The sequence below is a fragment of the Corynebacterium sp. 401_CJEI genome (assembly GCF_001076435.1).
Classification (GTDB): Bacteria; Actinomycetota; Actinomycetes; order Mycobacteriales; family Mycobacteriaceae; genus Corynebacterium; species Corynebacterium jeikeium_D.
In genome coordinates this window covers 47,397-63,853 of the sequence record NZ_JVIP01000009.1, presented here as the reverse complement: position 1 = coordinate 63,853, position 16,457 = coordinate 47,397, and the positions used below count along the sequence as shown (strand labels likewise).

General features: G+C 56.1%; 11 protein-coding genes. 8 read left to right on the top strand and 3 right to left on the bottom strand.

Translation table 11 applies throughout. From position 1 onward, the window contains the following. Window positions 1–72 precede the first annotated feature (72 nt). From ADM64_RS02240 to hrpA, 3 genes are all read left to right on the top strand, one after another. The gene (locus tag ADM64_RS02240; protein WP_016422633.1) at window positions 73–1,575 is read left to right on the top strand and encodes a DUF1846 domain-containing protein; all 1,503 of its coding nucleotides are present in this window, start codon (window positions 73–75) and stop codon (window positions 1,573–1,575) included. A gap of 61 nt (window positions 1,576–1,636) precedes the next feature. Continuing rightward, on the top strand, window positions 1,637–2,569 hold the full coding sequence (locus tag ADM64_RS02235; protein ID WP_016422632.1) for a rhodanese-related sulfurtransferase: 933 nt from the start codon (window positions 1,637–1,639) through the stop codon (window positions 2,567–2,569). Window positions 2,570–2,663: 94 nt separating this feature from the next. After that, window positions 2,664–6,683: an ATP-dependent RNA helicase HrpA gene (gene hrpA, locus ADM64_RS02230; RefSeq protein ID WP_016422631.1), complete on the top strand. Its 4,020-nt coding sequence runs from the start codon at window positions 2,664–2,666 to the stop codon at window positions 6,681–6,683. Here the strand turns inward: hrpA and nrdR are convergent. Further along, window positions 6,680–7,162 (bottom strand): transcriptional regulator NrdR, encoded by a 483-nt coding sequence (gene nrdR, locus ADM64_RS02225; protein WP_042388651.1) that lies wholly within the window; start codon window positions 7,160–7,162, stop codon window positions 6,680–6,682. The two genes, hrpA and nrdR, sit on opposite strands and share 4 nt — an antisense overlap. A gap of 865 nt (window positions 7,163–8,027) precedes the next feature. On the opposite strand from nrdR, the gene lexA reads away from it, so the two are divergent. The 5 genes from lexA to ADM64_RS02200 all read left to right on the top strand — a co-directional run bounded on the left by lexA (window position 8,028) and on the right by ADM64_RS02200 (window position 13,178). Next, the gene (lexA, locus tag ADM64_RS02220; protein ID WP_016422629.1) at window positions 8,028–8,729 is read left to right on the top strand and encodes a transcriptional repressor LexA; all 702 of its coding nucleotides are present in this window, start codon (window positions 8,028–8,030) and stop codon (window positions 8,727–8,729) included. 93 nt (window positions 8,730–8,822) lie between these two features. Further along, window positions 8,823–9,602 carry a DeoR/GlpR family DNA-binding transcription regulator gene (locus ADM64_RS02215; RefSeq protein ID WP_016422628.1) on the top strand — a complete coding sequence of 260 codons (780 nt, stop codon included), beginning with the start codon at window positions 8,823–8,825 and terminating at the stop codon, window positions 9,600–9,602. Then, window positions 9,599–10,570, top strand: a complete 972-nt coding sequence (locus ADM64_RS02210; RefSeq protein ID WP_016422627.1) for a 1-phosphofructokinase family hexose kinase — start codon at window positions 9,599–9,601, stop codon at window positions 10,568–10,570. The genes ADM64_RS02215 and ADM64_RS02210 overlap by 4 nt, the downstream gene beginning before the upstream one ends. A gap of 35 nt (window positions 10,571–10,605) precedes the next feature. Further along, complete coding sequence (locus tag ADM64_RS02205) at window positions 10,606–12,765, top strand: PTS fructose transporter subunit IIABC (RefSeq protein ID WP_049193017.1); 2,160 nt, start codon at window positions 10,606–10,608, stop codon at window positions 12,763–12,765. Between the two features lie 140 nt (window positions 12,766–12,905). Then, the gene (locus ADM64_RS02200; protein WP_016422625.1) at window positions 12,906–13,178 is read left to right on the top strand and encodes an HPr family phosphocarrier protein; all 273 of its coding nucleotides are present in this window, start codon (window positions 12,906–12,908) and stop codon (window positions 13,176–13,178) included. Between the two features lie 90 nt (window positions 13,179–13,268). Here ADM64_RS02200 and ADM64_RS02195 read toward each other — a convergent pair whose 3' ends face one another. Then, on the bottom strand, window positions 13,269–14,612 hold the full coding sequence (locus tag ADM64_RS02195) for a uracil-xanthine permease family protein (RefSeq protein WP_224433128.1): 1,344 nt from the start codon (window positions 14,610–14,612) through the stop codon (window positions 13,269–13,271). Between the two features lie 116 nt (window positions 14,613–14,728). After that, window positions 14,729–16,336: a GTPase HflX gene (gene hflX, locus ADM64_RS02190; RefSeq protein WP_049193016.1), complete on the bottom strand. Its 1,608-nt coding sequence runs from the start codon at window positions 16,334–16,336 to the stop codon at window positions 14,729–14,731. Window positions 16,337–16,457 lie beyond the last annotated feature (121 nt).

Sequence of the window (16,457 nt, the reverse complement as noted above, 5' to 3'; positions counted from 1 at the left end):
ACTACCATGGACACAGTAGAATTTCGCAAGCTTTAGCGCGCTCCTCGCAGACACAACTTCAGAAAGGGCACCATGGCTCAGGCTGTCGGTTTTAACCGCGAAAAGTACATCGAAATGCAATCCGCTCATATTAAGAAGCGGCGCGCAGACATCGCAGGTGAAGGCGGCAAGCTCTATCTCGAAATGGGCGGCAAGCTATTTGATGACATGCATGCCTCGCGCGTGCTCCCCGGCTTCACGCCTGACAATAAAATCGCTATGCTCGATCGCCTCAAAGACGATCTGGAAATCATGGTGTGCATCAATGCCAAGGATTTGGAGCGCCACAAGGTCCGCGCTGACCTCGACATCACTTACGAAGACGATGTGCTGCGCCTCGTCGATGTCTTTCGTGAACGCGGGTTTCTAGTCGACAGCGTCGTCGTCACGCAGCTTTCCGACGACAACACCCTGGCAAAGAACTTCATTGAGCGCCTGCAGCGACTCGGATTGAGCGTAATCCGCCATCGCAATATCGAGGGCTACCCGACAAACACGGAGAAAATTGTCAGTGAAGCCGGCTTCGGGCTGAATGAATGGGCGCAAACGTCGCGGGACTTGGTCGTTGTTACAGCGCCGGGCCCGGGCTCTGGAAAGCTGGCGACCTGTCTATCGCAGATTTATCACGATCACAAACACGGAATTCGTTCCGGTTACGCAAAGTTTGAGACCTTCCCTATCTGGAACCTGGCACTCGAACACCCGGTAAATCTGGCCTACGAGGCGGCAACAGCTGATCTCGATGACATCAATCTCATCGACCCTTTTCATTTGGCCGCCTATGACACCAAGGTCACCAGCTATAACCGTGATGTCGAGGTCTTCCCACTGCTGCGCACTCTGTTGGAGAAGCTCGCGGGCGAGTCGCCGTACAAGTCACCGACCGACATGGGCGTCAATATGGCCGGTTACTGTATCGACGATGACGAAGTGTGCCGAGAGGCATCCAACCAGGAAATCGTTCGCCGTTACTACAAGGCTCTTGTCGACGAACACAAGAACAGCGCAGACGACGAAGTCTCACAGCGCATTGCCATGATTATGAGCAAGGCCAACGTGTCGACAGCCGCCCGCCGAGTCGTCGCACCAGCACTTGAAGTTGAGAAATCTACCGGGGCACCGGGTAGCGCAATCGAATTGCACGACGGCACAATCATCACGGGCAAGACTTCTGAACTACTCGGATGCTCAGCAGCAATGCTCCTCAACGCTCTCAAGAAGCTCGCCAATATCGACCCGGACTTGCACTTGCTCTCCCCAGCTGCCATTGAGCCAATTCAAACGCTTAAGACGCATCACCTGGGCAGCCGCAACCCCCGCTTACATACCGACGAGGTTCTTATCGCCCTTTCCGTGTCGGCGGCCACCAGCGACGATGCCCGCGCAGCCCTCGCCGAGCTGAAGAACCTTCGAAACTGCGATGTCCACACCACCACCATTCTGGGCAGCGTGGACGAAACAATTTTCCGCAACCTCGGTGTGCTAGTGACTTCGGAGCCTAAGTACCAGAAGAAGGCTCTCTATCAGAAGCACTAAGCCATACCAGCAGCTCACGCCGAAAATAGGATAACTGAGAGAGCAGACTAGAATAGTCCCCGTGAGCATCAGCAAGATTCTTCTGTACTACCAGTTCGCCCCACTGTCCGATCCGCGTGCCATCATGCTATGGCAGCGCGATCTTTGCGAGTCGTTAGGGCTCAAGGGCCGCATTCTGGTGTCCGAGCACGGCATCAATGGCACCGTCGGCGGTGATCTCGATGCCTGCAAGAAGTACATCAAGAAAACCAAGCAGTACCCCGCTTTTCACTCCATGCAGTTCAAGTGGAGCGAAGGCGGCGCTGATGACTTTCCAAAACTCTCCGTCAGGGTTCGCGACGAAATCGTCGCTTTCGGTGCTCCGGGTGAGCTGAAAGTCGATGTCGATGGTGTCATTGGCGGCGGCACACATTTGAAGCCGGAAGAGGTCAATAAACTGGTCGAGGAACGCGGCGACGATGTCATCTTCTTCGATGGCCGCAACGCAATGGAAGCCGAGATTGGCAAGTTTAAAAACGCTGTCGTCCCGGACGTAAAGACCACGCACGACTTCATCGACGAACTGGAATCCGGTAAGTACGACTGGATGAAGGACAAGCCGGTTATCTCCTACTGCACCGGCGGCATCCGCTGCGAGATCCTCTCCGCACTTATGAAGAACCGCGGTTTCGAAGAGGTCTACCAAATCGACGGCGGTATTGTGCGCTACGGCGAAAAGTTTGGCAATAAGGGGCTGTGGGAAGGCTCCCTATATGTCTTCGACAAGCGCATGCATATGGAGTTTGGCGATGGCATCGAAGACGAGGACTACGTACAGCTCGGGCACTGCGTCCACTGCGGCAAGCCCACAAACACCTTCCAGAACTGCATCAACGAAGATACCTGCCGTCGTCAGGTGCTTATTTGCGATGATTGCTGGGAGCACACCGAGACACAGCACTGTGGGCGCGAGGACTGCAAGGAAGTTGCCGAAGAGCTAGCAGCCGCAAAGTAGGACGCTCCCTGCTGCCATCGGACTATCTCGAGCACCTCTTAATCAGCACAGATGTGGGTTGTCTCCCCAGACGCGGCTAATCTAGTAGGCAACCATGAGTACTCCTAGCCGTTCTGATAAACCAGCTCCACGTGCCCAGTCGGGAAACCACCACTCCGGCCACCGCAATTCCGCCAGGCCACAGCGCTCTGGCAAACCTGCTAAGGACACGCGTAAAAAGGAGCTCTACCAGCTCGCTGATCAATTGCCGATTCGGGAGGCTCAGTCCTTCCGACGCCGGCTAAAGCGAGCATCCGCGCCGAAGGCGCTGTCTGCAATCTCTGCAGACCTCGACTTTGCGCTGGAGCGGTTAGAAGATCGTCGTAAAGCGATTCCTCGCATCACCTACCCTGCCCAGTTGCCGGTGTCCGCGCGCCGCGACGACATTGCAGAGGCAATTGAAAACAACCAGGTCGTCATTATTGCTGGTGAGACTGGCTCTGGTAAGACTACGCAGATCCCGAAGATATGCCTCGAACTGGGACGCGGCGTGCGGGGCAAGATTGGTCACACTCAGCCACGTCGTATTGCGGCGCGTTCCGTCGCGGAGCGCATCGCTCATGAGCTGGGCGAAAAGATTGGACAGCACGTCGGCTATGCAGTGCGTTTTGATGATCGCGTGAGCAAGGATACCTGCATCAAACTGATGACCGACGGTATCCTGCTGGCCGAAATTGGCCGCGACCGACTGCTACGCGAGTACGACACCATCATCATCGATGAGGCGCACGAGCGCAGCCTCAACATCGACTTCCTGCTGGGATATTTAAAGCATATTCTGCCGCAGCGTCCAGATCTGAAAATCATTATCACTTCCGCGACGATTGATCCGGAACGGTTCGCTCGTCATTTCGCGCCTGACGACGAGCACCCTGCGCCCATCATCGAGGTGTCGGGGCGCACCTACCCGGTGGAAATCCGCTATCGCCCGCTGGTGCGGACCGTTGTTGCGAAGAATGGGCAGGAAAAGGAAGTCGCCATCGAGCAGATCGATGGTGTAATCGCTGCGTGTGAAGAGCTGATGCGGCTTGGCGACGGCGATATCCTGGTGTTCTTTTCGGGTGAGCGAGAGATCCGAGAAGCTGCCGAAGCCATCGAGGGCAAACACTGGAAAGGTGTAGAAGCCGTTCCACTATTCGGTCGGCTATCTAATGCAGAGCAGCATCGGATCTTCACTCCGCATTCCGGGCGTCGCATTGTGCTGGCGACCAACATTGCGGAAACGTCGCTGACGGTCCCTGGTATCGAGTATGTCGTCGATACTGGTACCGCACGCATTTCCCGCTACTCCACCCGCACGAAGGTGCAGCGCCTGCCAGTTGAGGACATCAGCCAGGCATCCGCGAATCAGCGCTCTGGACGCTGTGGCCGTGTAGCTGATGGTGTGGCGATTCGTCTCTACAGCGAAGAGGATTTTCTCTCGCGCCCCGAGTTTACGGATCCGGAGATTCTGCGCACCAATCTCGCTTCGGTTGTACTGCAAATGATTTCACTGCGGCTTGGCGCGATTGAGGACTTCCCCTTTGTCCAGCCACCAGAGCACAAAGCAATCCGCGATGGCATTAACCTGCTCACAGAGCTTCAGGCTATTACCACCACGTCGGGGTCTGATGCCCCCGAGCTGACGGACATCGGCCGACAAATTGCCCGTATCCCAGTCGACCCGCGTCTTGCCCGCATGCTGGTCGAAGGGTACGAGAACACCACTCTTGGGGCGGTAACCGTCATTGTCGCCGCTTTGTCTCTGCAGGATGTTCGCGAACGTCCACTGGAGTTCCAAGCTCAGGCAGATCAGCTACATGCCCGTTTTAAGGACACCACCAGCGACTTCAACTCCCTACTGAAGCTCTGGGAGTACCTGGAGGAAAAGCGTCGCGAGCTTAGCGGTAACCAATTCCGCAAGATGTGCAAGCGCGAGTACCTCCACTATCTGCGCGTTCGCGAGTGGCAGGACTTGGTGCGTCAGCTCCACCAGGCAACGGCCGAGCTGGGCTGGCATCTTTCGGCCCGCAGCTCAACCAACGGTGTCGACAATCCCGACGAGGTGGCAAAGTCACTGTTACCGGGTCTGTTATCGATGATTGGTACGCGCGAGGGCGAGGGCAAGGAATTTACTGGCACCCGCAACACTAAGTTCCTCATTCACCCCTCGTCCGCGTTGGCAAAGAAGCCGCCTCGCTGGGTGATGGCTGCGGAAATCGTCGAGACCTCGCGCACTTTTGCGCGCAACGTCGGCACGATTCAGCCGCAGTGGCTAGAGAAGGTAGCCCCTCATCTGCTCAAGCACCAGTACTCAAAGCCTCACTGGTCTACTAAGCGCGGTGCAGCGATGGCTTACCAGAAGTCGACGCTCTACGGCGTGCCCGTGGTGGTTGACCGTTTGATGCCTTATCACCGAGTCAATGCCGACGCCGCCCGCTCGATCTTCATTCGCTCTGCGCTTGTCGACGGCGAATGGAACACACATCACGAGTTCTTTAAGAACAATCAAGACAAACTTGCCGAAGCCGAGAAGATCGAGGAAAAGCAGCGTTCCCGCGGCATTGTCGTCGATGACGACGTGCTCTACGCGTTCTACGACTCCAAGCTGCCCGCCTCTATCACCACGGCCACCAATTTTGACCGCTGGTGGAAGAAAACTAAGCCCAAGCAGCCAAATCTACTGGACTTTGATCCCAATAAGCTGCTCAACCCCGAAGCCGGCGACATCGACGACAACGCCTTCCCCGAAATGTGGCAGCAGGGCTCGGTCGATTTCTCTCTGTCCTATAAATTCGAACCGGGCGCCCCTGATGACGGTGTGACTCTCCGTGTCCCCGTGCCTCTTCTTGCAGGTCTGCGTGAAGATGGCTTCGACTGGCAGGTACCAGGTCTTCGCGCTGAGCTCGCGGAAGCCTACATTCGCACTCTGCCGAAGGCACTGCGGAAGTCCGTTGTCCCCGCCCCGGATTTCGCACGCCGCGCGCTGGAGACGATGACTCCGTACTCAGGCCGCTTCGTCGATGTTTTTGCCGATGCTTTACGACGACTCGGAGGCTCGGGCATCAATGGTGCAGACTTTGCCCCTTCGAAGCTGCCAGCACACTTGCGCTTTAACTACGCAGTGGTCGACCGCCATGGAAAGATCGTCGATCAGAGCCGAGATCTTGCTGCGCTTCGAGACAAGCATGCCTCGACGGTCTCAACTGCTGTGTCGAAACGTTCGAAGTCTGCAGCACGCGAAGCTGTGAAAAAGTGGACTTCAGAGAACTTGGGCGCCGTCTCATTAACGGTCAAAAGTAATGTCGACGGTCAGTCCGTCACGATGTATCCGACGCTGGTGACCACCAAGGATGGCGTGGCCATTGAGGTCAAACCAACTAAGGCTCAGGCTGAGGCGACGTTGGCGACCACAAACTTGACAATGCTATTGCGGGATTGCCCAGTAAATGGTGCACAAATGACTAAGGGGCTTCCACTCCAGCAACGTGTTGGCGTGGACGCATGGCCACATGGGGGCGCCGATGGGCTTGTCGAGGACTGCCGTGTCGCAGTGATTCGCGACCGTATGATGGCTGCCGGCGGCCCGGTCCGCGATCCGAAGGAATTCGACAAACTACTCGAACACGTTCGTTCTGGAGTCGCCTCAGAGGTGCGCCAATTGGTCGTCGGCGTTGCCCAGGCAATGCCTCGTTATGTCTCGGTGGTAAATCAGCTAAACAAGTGGGAAGGCGATGCTATTGACGATATGCGTCGCCAGCTGGAGTTCATGTTCCCTAAGGGCGCTGTGGCAAGGCACGGTTGGCAGCACCTACGACATTTGCCACGTTATCTCCAAGCGATGGAGATTCGGCTTGAGGAAATGAACCGTGACCCGGACCGTGATGCCGAACGTGAAGATGAGGTGACTGAGGCCCGCGAATACTTGGCGGCAAAGCTTCAGCAGCTGCCTAAGGCACGTTCGAATTCCGCGGAGGTACGGGATATTCAGTGGCTCATTCAAGAGCTGCGCGTCAGCCTTTTCGCACAACGGCTGGGTACCGCCCAGAGCGTATCCCTGACTCGAATAAAGAAACGTGTGGATAAACTGCGTTAGTTCTTTTTAACCTCGTTGCCATTAGCCTGCGGTCCTTTCCCCTTGCGCATGCTGGCAATCTCTTGCGCGAAATCGTCCGCGGAGGAAAAGGACTTGTACACCGAAGCGAAGCGGAGATAGCCAACTTCGTCCAGTTCTTTGAGCGGCTCAAGGATGGCAAGGCCGATATCGTTTGAGTCCACCCGGGGCGTGCCTTTCTCGCGGAGGCTCTCCTCCACTTTTTGTGCAAGTTTCTTCAGCTGAGACTCTGATACTTCGCGCCCCTGGCACGCACGTCGAACACCCTGGATAACCTTTTCGCGGTTGAATTCCTCAGGGATTCCATCCCGTTTAACGACCATCAGCTGCGAGCGTTCAATCGTAGAAAAACGTTTGCCGCAATTCAGGCATTCCCTTCGGCGACGAATCCCCATACCGTTATCTATCAACCGTGAGTCCAAGACTCGTGTCTGATCATGATGACAAAACTGGCAATACACGGTCTCCAGTCTACGTCCCACCCCAACACCGGAAACTGGAATGATTATTGCGCGGAGTAGGAAGCGTACGTAGACGTAAAGGTGCTTTCGACCGCCTCACTTTGTCCCTGTTCAAAGACCATGCTGCCGAAAACTCCGAAGAAAGCACCAAGCCCTAGAGCCCATACCGCCATCAGGCGAGTCAGGTTAGTGCCTGCGGATACATCACTACGATTGGACTGCTGCGCCCTGCTAACGGATAGAGACGGACGCCCGTAGTTGACCGAGACATGACTGGGCCGCGACCTGTCCCTCCGCATTCGCGCCGATGAAGCCCCATTTCGATTGCGCTGTGCAATACGTGCACGCTGACCGGGCCGAACGATGTGCTGTGTGCAAGACGCACTACGTTCACCCCACACCAACGGGGCTTTCCGTGTCGTCCGAGCAGGGAGCTCGGAAACTTGAGAAAAGTCAATATCAGATGTGCTGCTAACACCAAGTGCGGTTGAAACCGTAGACATCATGTTTTCTCCCTTTCCAACGTTGACTCTCCCACCGTTGCCGGCCTGGAGAGAATAAGAGTTGTACGACCGTTTCCCGACGCTGTGGAGACTATGTCCAAGGGCGGATGCGGAGAATCCGTCTAGACCCTTTCATCAAACGACTGTTCGAGTAACTTGTCATGTTCGATTTATAACACCATGTTCGAATATTGTCTACTGCTATCCGGATTTATTTTCGATTTTCGACATCATCACCGCCTCCGAGCACGGATAATGTACACGTTTTCTAAAGAATTCAAGGGCGCACAGTGTTCGATGCTCGACGATTCGAACAGTTTTGAGTTATGATTCATTCGAAAGAGTTTGAGAAGGGATGTTCCATGGCTCAAAAGAAGAAAGCGAACCCTAAAACACTCACCGATCGGCAGCGTCGGATTCTTGACGTCATTTCGGATGCCGTCGTACTTCGCGGATACCCACCGAGCATTCGAGAAATTGGGGATGCTGTGGGCTTGAATTCCACCTCGTCGGTGGCATACCAACTCAAGGAGTTGGAGAAGAAGGGCTTTCTCCGCCGCGACCCACACAAACCCCGCGCGGTAAACGTAAGGGATTCGAAGTCCTCCGCTGGCACTTTCACTCCGGTAAAGCCTGGGCCAAAGGCTACTGGCACCACCCAAACTCCCGAGATGCCAGAGGACATGCCAGAGCCAATCTTCGTTCCTATCGTTGGACAGATTGCGGCTGGCAACCCTATTTTGGCGGAGCAGCATGTGGAAAGTCACATGGCACTTCCGATGGAGATTACGGGCTCTGGTCAGCTATACCTACTCAAGGTCGTGGGTGATTCCATGGTTGACGCGGGCATTCTCGACGGAGACTGGGTGGTAGTCCGTTCCCAAGACGTGGTCGAACAGGGAGATTTCGTTGCAGCCCTGTTTGAAGATGAAGCAACAGTCAAGGAATGGCACGAAGACGCTGCTGGCAAGTGGCTCATGCCCCATAATCGCGCCTTTGACCCACTCCCCGCGGAGCACGCCAAAATCCTCGGCAAGATTGTCAGCGTCCTACGCAGCCTCTAATTTCCCACATTTTCGTTGCCCGAAACAGACATAAACGGGCATACTGGGAACAGATAGTAAAGCTGAAATTTCTTAACAGCTAAGGAGCGGGGAATGTACGCAGAGGAACGCCGCCGGAAGATTGCGTCTTTGACAGCAGTCGAAGGGCGCGTGACGGTCGCTGATCTTGCGGAAGCTTTCGATGTCACAGCAGAGACGATTCGCCGTGACCTAGCTCAGTTGGATGCAGAGGGCGCAGTTCACCGCGTACACGGTGGCGCTGTGGCTACTCGTTCTTTTCAGACTGTTGAGTTTTCAGTTGCCGCTCGAAAGAACGCGCAAAAGGACGCGAAGCTCTCTATTGCCCGCTGTGCTGCGGATTTTCTGCCTGACTCTGGTGGTGGAATTTTTCTCGATGCTGGAACTACCACCGAGGCTCTTGCAGAGCTGATGGTCCACTCCCCTGATAACCGCCGTTGGTCGGTTGTCACAAACTCTCTTCCCAACGCCATCACACTCGCAGGATCGAACCGCATTGAGCTTCAACTCCTTGGCGGCCAAGTTCGCGTCATTACTCAGGCGGTTGCTGGCGATACGGCACTCCGCACTCTCGCGGTTATGCGTGCCGATGTCGCTTTCATTGGTTCTAATGCCTTGACAATTGACCACGGTCTTTCTACTGCTGATCCGCAGGAAGCGGCGGTAAAGCGCGCGATGATTACGAATGCGCGCAAGGTCATCGTTATGGCGGACTCGACGAAACTTGGCCGCGACTTTCTCGTCAGCTTTGCAGCATTGGAAGATATCGACGTCGTGATTACAGATTCCTCTGCCCCGGAACAGTTCGTCAACGATCTCAGGGAGCAAGGTGTCGAGGTTGTGGTTGCTTCATGATCCTGACCTTGACTGTAAATCCGTCAATCGATCGACTTGCTCGACTCGATACGGAGCTCAAGCGAGGTGGCGTGTTCCGCCTACCAATGGCTGAGGACATGGCTGGTGGCAAGGGAATTAATGTGTCCAAGGCGTTGCACTACGCCGGAGAAAAGACGCTCGCGCTCTACCCGGCATCGGACTCCGGAAAATTCACGCGCCTGTTGGAAGTCTCTGGCATACCCCATGAAGCCATCAACACGACTAACGAAGCCCGCGTTAATCTCACACTCGCAGAGCCAGATGGGACGACCACCAAGCTCAATTCCCCTGGCATGACATTGACGAAAGCGCACCGTAGGCGTGTCCTGGAGAAACTTATCCACCATGCTAAACACGCCACGTGGGTAGTTTTCGCAGGTTCATTGCCCCCTGGTGTCCCCAGGGATTTTTACGTTCAATGCACCGAGGCGGTGTATTCGGTCAACCCGAATATTCGTGTTGCTATGGATACGAGCGACGGCCCACTGACTGAGGTCGTTCGCGCATTTCCAAAGGTGCGACCTTTTTTGATGAAGCCGAACGCCTACGAACTTGGTCAAATCATTGATCAGGACGGCGAAGAACTTGAGGCCGCTGCAGCCGAAGGGAACTATCTTCCCGTAGCGCAGGCTGCTCGTGCGCTGAACGAGCTTGGCGTTTCCGAAGTCCTGGCCACTCTCGGCGAAGCAGGGGCGGTGCTTTCAGTGAAGTCAGGCGGTTGTTTCGCTGCTACCTCCCCCTCGATAGTCGCTCAGTCGACGGTCGGTGCTGGAGACTGTGCTTTGGCCGGCTACGTTATGTCCCGCGAACGCGGTGATAGCTACCAAGATGCACTAACCACCGCCGTAGCTTATGGGGCGGCGGCAACCAGTCTTCCCGGTACGACCATCCCCTATCCAGAACAGGTTCACCCCGAGGCCGGCCGGTTATGGCAGCTCGACACTTAGCTTTTCGATGCCTAGATAAGGAGCATTAGAAAACCATGTCTTCTTCGGCAGATTTTTCCGCTATTGCATCAGACCTAGCCGATGAGTCGACAGTGTTCCTTGACCTAGATATCGGTCCGCAAAAGGAGAAGATCCTTAACTATCTCATCGCTAAAGCTGTAGAGACCGGCCGCGCCACCGACAGCAACGGCATCGTCGCAGCAGCCCTCGAACGCGAAGAGAAGGCCCCGACAGGTCTGTCGGGAGGGATAGCCATCCCCCACTGCCGCCATGAGGACTGGTCGAAGCCGACCCTGATGTTTGCCCGCTTAACCAGCGCTACAGAATTCACCACACCAGATGGGCCGGCGGACCTGCTCTTTTTCATTGGTGTCCCATCTAGTAACAGCGATGTCCACGTCGATATTCTGGCCGCACTCGCAAAAGCACTTCGCGATAAGGGGTTTCGCGCAGCTCTTCGCGGTGCTGAAAGCGATGAAGAGACTGCCCGGATCATTAGCGAGCACGTCACCAAAGCGCCTCGTCGGAAAGCGAAAAAACCTCCGGCGAAGACCAATATCGTCGCCATCACGGCCTGCCCCACGGGCATCGCACACACTTATTTGGCAGCCGAAGCGCTTACTGGCGCGGCAGAAAGCATGTCTGATGTCACACTAACTGTAGAGACGCAGGGCTCGGCAGGAACCCAGGAAGCCCCCGCAGAGGCAATTGTCCGGGCCGACGTGCTAGTAATCGCAGCCGATATTGGGGTTACGGGGCTTAAGCGCTTCAGCGATAAACCACAGGTCAAAGTGCCAATTCGTAAGGCAGTCAATGAACCTACTGCGGTTATTAAACAAGCGAAGGCAAAAGCAGAACAATCACGGGTTCGCGCCTACGACCGAAAGGCGCCGCAACCTAAGGATGACCACGACAAGGAGGCCGGTTCGCAAACCGGTACTACAGGCGCAGACCCTTCATCTGAGAGGGTACAAGCAACTACGAAGGTGGGGGCACATAAATCATCGTTAGGCGGTGACAAAGCCTTCGGACACTGGGTTCGTGATGCCATTATGACCGGTGTCAGCTATATGGTGCCGTTCGTGGCCGCATCGGGGTTGTTGATTGCGCTGGGATTCCTCGTCGGCGGTCATCAGGTTGGTGTAGTAGCTGACGCCGTGACTAGGGATTTGCGGCTGCCGGAGATTATCGGACTCGATGCCCCGATTGCTGTGCCGACAGAAGATCTCGGCACCGTGCTAATTGATCGTAGTGGGCTGTGGCTGTATCTCGGCTCGGCGCTTTTTGCCATTGGCAACCACGGCATGCAGGTCATTGTGGCTGTAATGAGTGCTTATATCGCCTTTGGCATGGCTGACAGAGCCGGCATTGCACCAGGCTTTATTGGCGGTGCCATCGCGGTCACGGTTGGCGCCGGCTTCCTTGGGGGCCTGGTGACAGGCATCCTGGCGGGACTAGTTGTAGCCCTACTGTTGAGGATGAAAGTCCCGGACTGGCTGCGACCGCTGATGCCGGTTGTCGTGATTCCTATGCTCGGCGCTATGTCCGTTGGGCTCACCATGTACCTGCTGCTCGGGATGCCGCTGGCGTGGCTGATGACGGCTCTGCAGCAGTGGCTGCAATCACTGGATACGACGGCGGCGTTCCTGTTCGGTGGTCTTCTCGGCGCAATGATGTGCGTGGATATGGGCGGAATGATCAACAAGGCTGCTTATCTTTTTGCCGTCGCAAACATCGCCTCAGCAGATCCCGCATCATGGAAGGTCATGGCCGCTGTGATGGCGGCGGGCATGGTACCTCCATTGGCTACATCTCTGGCAGTTGTACTCCGACCAAAGCTGTTCAGTTCGGCGGAGCGTCAAAACGGCAAAGCGGGCTGGGTGCTCGGTGCGGCCTTCATTTCAGAGGGAGTGATTCCCTTCGCCGCCGCAGATCCGCTACGTGTGATTCCGTCGATTGTGATTGGCGGTGCCGTCACCGGTGGCACCTCAATGGCTTTGGGTGCGGCCACACGTGTTCCGCACGGAGGTATTTTTGTGCTGTTTGCAATCGACAACCCTGTCGCATGGCTTGCTGCAATCGTCTTGGGCAGCATAGTGGCAGCAATTCTCGTTGTGGCAGCTAAAAGCCTGTGGCCGCGGCAAGTCAGCACCGATAATCAAAACCTAGAAGCAGACATTTCAGCGGAAGCGTAGTTTTTACCGCACCGGCTGGTTCATCCCAACGAGCATTTCTACGATTTTCAGCAAACATTCCCCAACCCATCCGGGCAACCTATTAAGCTCAGAAATGGCATCGAGGAAATCGAGAAGCAGAAAGGCAGGATGCCGCTCGCATGGTTACTCAACATGTCCACGTCGGCTCCAAGGTGGGTATTCATGCCCGCCCTGCAACGGTCATCGCTGAGCGTGCCTCCCGTTTTCAGGAAGAAATTCTGGTCGAGCTCCTTGACTCAGACGAGCCCGACAACGAACCGGCCGATGCTTCATCCTCGTTGATGCTCATGGCACTCGGTGCCGAATTCGGCGATGAAGTCACTGTGACCAGTAGCAACGCGGTTGCGGTAGAGAAAATCGCCGAACTCATCGCCCAAGACCTGAGCGATTAAAAGCAATCAGCTTAACGAGGAAACATCGTGGCAACGGTCACGGGGTCCGTCGTTAAGCATTCGTGCGAGATTCTACCCTGGACGGGTGGCCTACGAGCGGTTCTCGCCGATGCGATTGTAGAGCCAGTTCAAAATTGGATAGCCGATAATAATGCCGACCGACCCCCAAGCAATGCCCTCCAGCGTCAGCGAACCAATGTCGAGGGTGAGGTTACCGATACCCGCGATCAGCGCGGTGGCGGCAGCGGTGAGATTAACCGGGTTGTTGAAGTCGACCTTTTCGTCCATCCAGATGCGCACACCGAGCAAACCGATCAGGCCGTAGAGCACCATCGTTGCCCCACCGAGCACGCCGGTAGGAATGGTCAAGATGAGTGCGCCGAACTTTGGAATGAAAGCCAGTGCAATGGCGGTGAAAGCTGCCACCCAGTAAGCTGCGGTCGAATAGACACGGGTAGCGGCCATAACACCGATATTTTCAGCGTAGGTAGTGGTACCAGAACCACCAGCTGAACCGGCGATGGTGGTGGCTAGACCGTCTGCAATAAGAGCATCGCCAGCGATGTCATCGAGGTTTCGGCCGGTCATGGCAGCAACAGCCTTGACGTGACCGACATTCTCTGCGATGAGTACTACGATGACGGGCAGACCAATCAGCATCGCATTGAAGTGGAACTCCGGCGCGTGGAATGCGGGCAGACCAATCCAGGCGGCATTGCCGACAGTTTCTGTAGCCTCGGGCGAGAGATTTCCAGTGGCAGCGGCGAAGACCCAACCGATTAGTACGCCGATAAGGACACCCAGACGGCTGACCATACCGCGGCCAGCGACGGTTGCGAAGACAATGGATGCCATCGTGACAAATGCGACCAACGGCTGAGTGGCGAAGTTCTCCGTGGCGGCAGGCGCCAGGTTAAGTCCGATGAGAGCGACGATGGCACCGGTTACTGCAGGTGGCATCACTGCATCGAGGACACGCTTGCCGGCGAACTTTACAACGCAGCCAACGAGCATGAGCGCGATGCCGGCGCAGAGCACGACACCGAGCTGAACACCAATACCCTGCGCCTGTGTCGCGGTCAGTGGTGCGATGAAGGCAAACGACGAGCCCAGGTAAGAGGGCAAGCGGTTTCGGGTGATTAGCAGGAAGACAATCGTGCCGATACCCGAGAACAGCAATGTGGTATTGACTGGGAAACCAGTCAACAGCGGCACCAGAAGAGTTGCACCAAACATGGCAATGACGTGCTGTGCGCCAATGCCAATTGTACGAGGCCAATCGAGGCGTTCGTTGGGAGCCACCACGGCTCCCGGTGCAATCTTTCGACCGTCACCGTGAATATCCCAACCGAAAAGACGGCCACGTTCGGCGTTTTCAGCAGGCGGATTTGCGGAGGTTCCCTGTTGGGTCTCCGCGTCAGAAGTAGAATTCATGGTTGTAATGCTAGTGGATGCCCACCGCAGATCACGCCACGGATACCGCATTAAACCCAGGACTGCCGGAGCTCTTTGTCGCTCTCCCTATTCCAACTCCGCTCTCCCTATTCCGACTAGGCGTCGTTGCTACTATCCTCATTCGCATCCGCCGTGAAGTGAGGATCCGCTGCAGGTTCGATGCGGTATGCCGACAGTTCATCCGCGAGGCTAGTGGGCAAACGCACATCCATCTGGGTGCCTTGCTCCGTCCATGTTTCCGACAGCACAGTCGCATCTTCGTGGAGCGTGGAGACAATATTGCCCTTGTCATAGGGAATCAACATATGGACGTGAGACTCCAACTCATTGAGAGCAAGCTCGAGTCGGGTCTCCAGTTCACCAATCCCCTCACCCGTTCGCGCAGAGACAAAGACCGCATCATCGAGCTGGTGGCGCAGTTGCGCCAGGGTAATGCCATCGGCCTTGTCCACCTTGTTGACTACCAACAGCTCGGGCGGAATCTCGGCCTTTTCTTCCTCCGCGATTTCGGTGATGACTTTGTTGACAGCCTTAATCTGCTCCAGCGGGAATGGGTCAGAGGAGTCTACGACGTGCATGATGACGTCGGCTTCAAGCACCTCTTCCAAAGTCGAGCGAAAAGCTTCAATGAGCTGCGTCGGCAAGTGGCGAACAAATCCGACCGTATCGGTCATAATCACCGTGCGACCGTCGCGAAGCTTGGTGCGACGAGTCGTCGGATCCAGCGTCGCAAACAGCGCGTCTTCCACCAGCACACCAGCGCCTGTCAGTGCGTTGAGCAACGAAGACTTACCCGCGTTGGTGTAGCCGACAATTGCCACGCGCGGCAGGTGTCCAGCCTTACGACGTGCGCGTTTAATCTCACGCGCAGTCTTCATGGCAGCTAATTCCTTGCGGATTCGCGCCATATCTTGGCGTAGGCGCTGACGATCGGTTTCGATCTTAGTTTCACCCGGACCACGCAGACCCACGCCGCCGTTGGAGCCCGCGCGACCACCAGCCTGACGCGATAGGTTGCCGCCCCAGCCGCGCAGACGCGTGTACAGGTACTGCATTTGTGCCAGCGAGACCTGCGCCTTGCCCTCCTTGGACTTCGCGTGCTGAGCAAAGATATCCAGAATCAGCATGGTGCGGTCAATAACCTTGGCGTCAAGGCGATCCTCCAGCGCCACCAATTGGCCGGGAGACAGCTCACCGTCGCAAATAACTGTATCTGCGCCGGTGGAGGCGACAATATCGCGAAGCTCGTTGAGCTTGCCGGATCCCACGTAAGTACCAGGGTCCGGCTTATCACGACGCTGCAGCACCATCTCTAAAACTTCCGAACCTGCAGTCTCTGCCAGTGCGGCGAGCTCCTCCATCGCCACTTCGGCTTCCTGAAGGGTCCCGGATGTCCAGACACCGAGCAACACAACGCGCTCCAGTCGGAGCTGACGGTACTCGACCATCACCTCTTCGGATTCAGTATGTGCTACTGACCTGGTCAGCCGGCGCAGTGAGGAACGCGCCTCCAAATCCAAATCACCGACGGTAGGTTCCCTTTGCGTGCCGACGTTCGTTGCGAACGCATCCCCGGAGGCACTATCGGCGTTCTCGCCAGCATCATTAGCGTCGATGAAAAAATCGTCCATCTCGTGCGAGGTGCGAGCTTGCTGCGACGTTTCGTCGCTGACCTCATCAAAGTTGTTGGAAAAATTCGTCATACTAGCTGCTATTGTCGCATGACAAGCCAAATTCTCCGCATTGTGCACGGAGAATACCGAGCCGAAGCTCAAGACTTAGGCTGCAGAAGGTGGCCTGCGTGTCAGAACCAGCGCGACCGGA

What these genes read in the sequence shown, in the direction of transcription:
- ADM64_RS02240 (WP_016422633.1), top strand. Translation starts at nt 73, where the DNA reads ATGGCTCAGGCTGTCGGTTTTAACCGCGAAAAGTACATCGAAATGCAA.
- ADM64_RS02205 (WP_049193017.1), top strand. Translation starts at nt 10,606, where the DNA reads ATGTCTTCTTCGGCAGATTTTTCCGCTATTGCATCAGACCTAGCCGAT.
- lexA (WP_016422629.1), top strand. Translation starts at nt 8,028, where the DNA reads ATGGCTCAAAAGAAGAAAGCGAACCCTAAAACACTCACCGATCGGCAG.
- ADM64_RS02215 (WP_016422628.1), top strand. Translation starts at nt 8,823, where the DNA reads ATGTACGCAGAGGAACGCCGCCGGAAGATTGCGTCTTTGACAGCAGTC.
- ADM64_RS02200 (WP_016422625.1), top strand. Translation starts at nt 12,906, where the DNA reads ATGGTTACTCAACATGTCCACGTCGGCTCCAAGGTGGGTATTCATGCC.
- ADM64_RS02210 (WP_016422627.1), top strand. Translation starts at nt 9,599, where the DNA reads ATGATCCTGACCTTGACTGTAAATCCGTCAATCGATCGACTTGCTCGA.
- hrpA (WP_016422631.1), top strand. Translation starts at nt 2,664, where the DNA reads ATGAGTACTCCTAGCCGTTCTGATAAACCAGCTCCACGTGCCCAGTCG.
- hflX (WP_049193016.1), bottom strand. Translation starts at nt 16,336, where the DNA reads ATGACGAATTTTTCCAACAACTTTGATGAGGTCAGCGACGAAACGTCG.
- ADM64_RS02195 (WP_224433128.1), bottom strand. Translation starts at nt 14,612, where the DNA reads ATGAATTCTACTTCTGACGCGGAGACCCAACAGGGAACCTCCGCAAAT.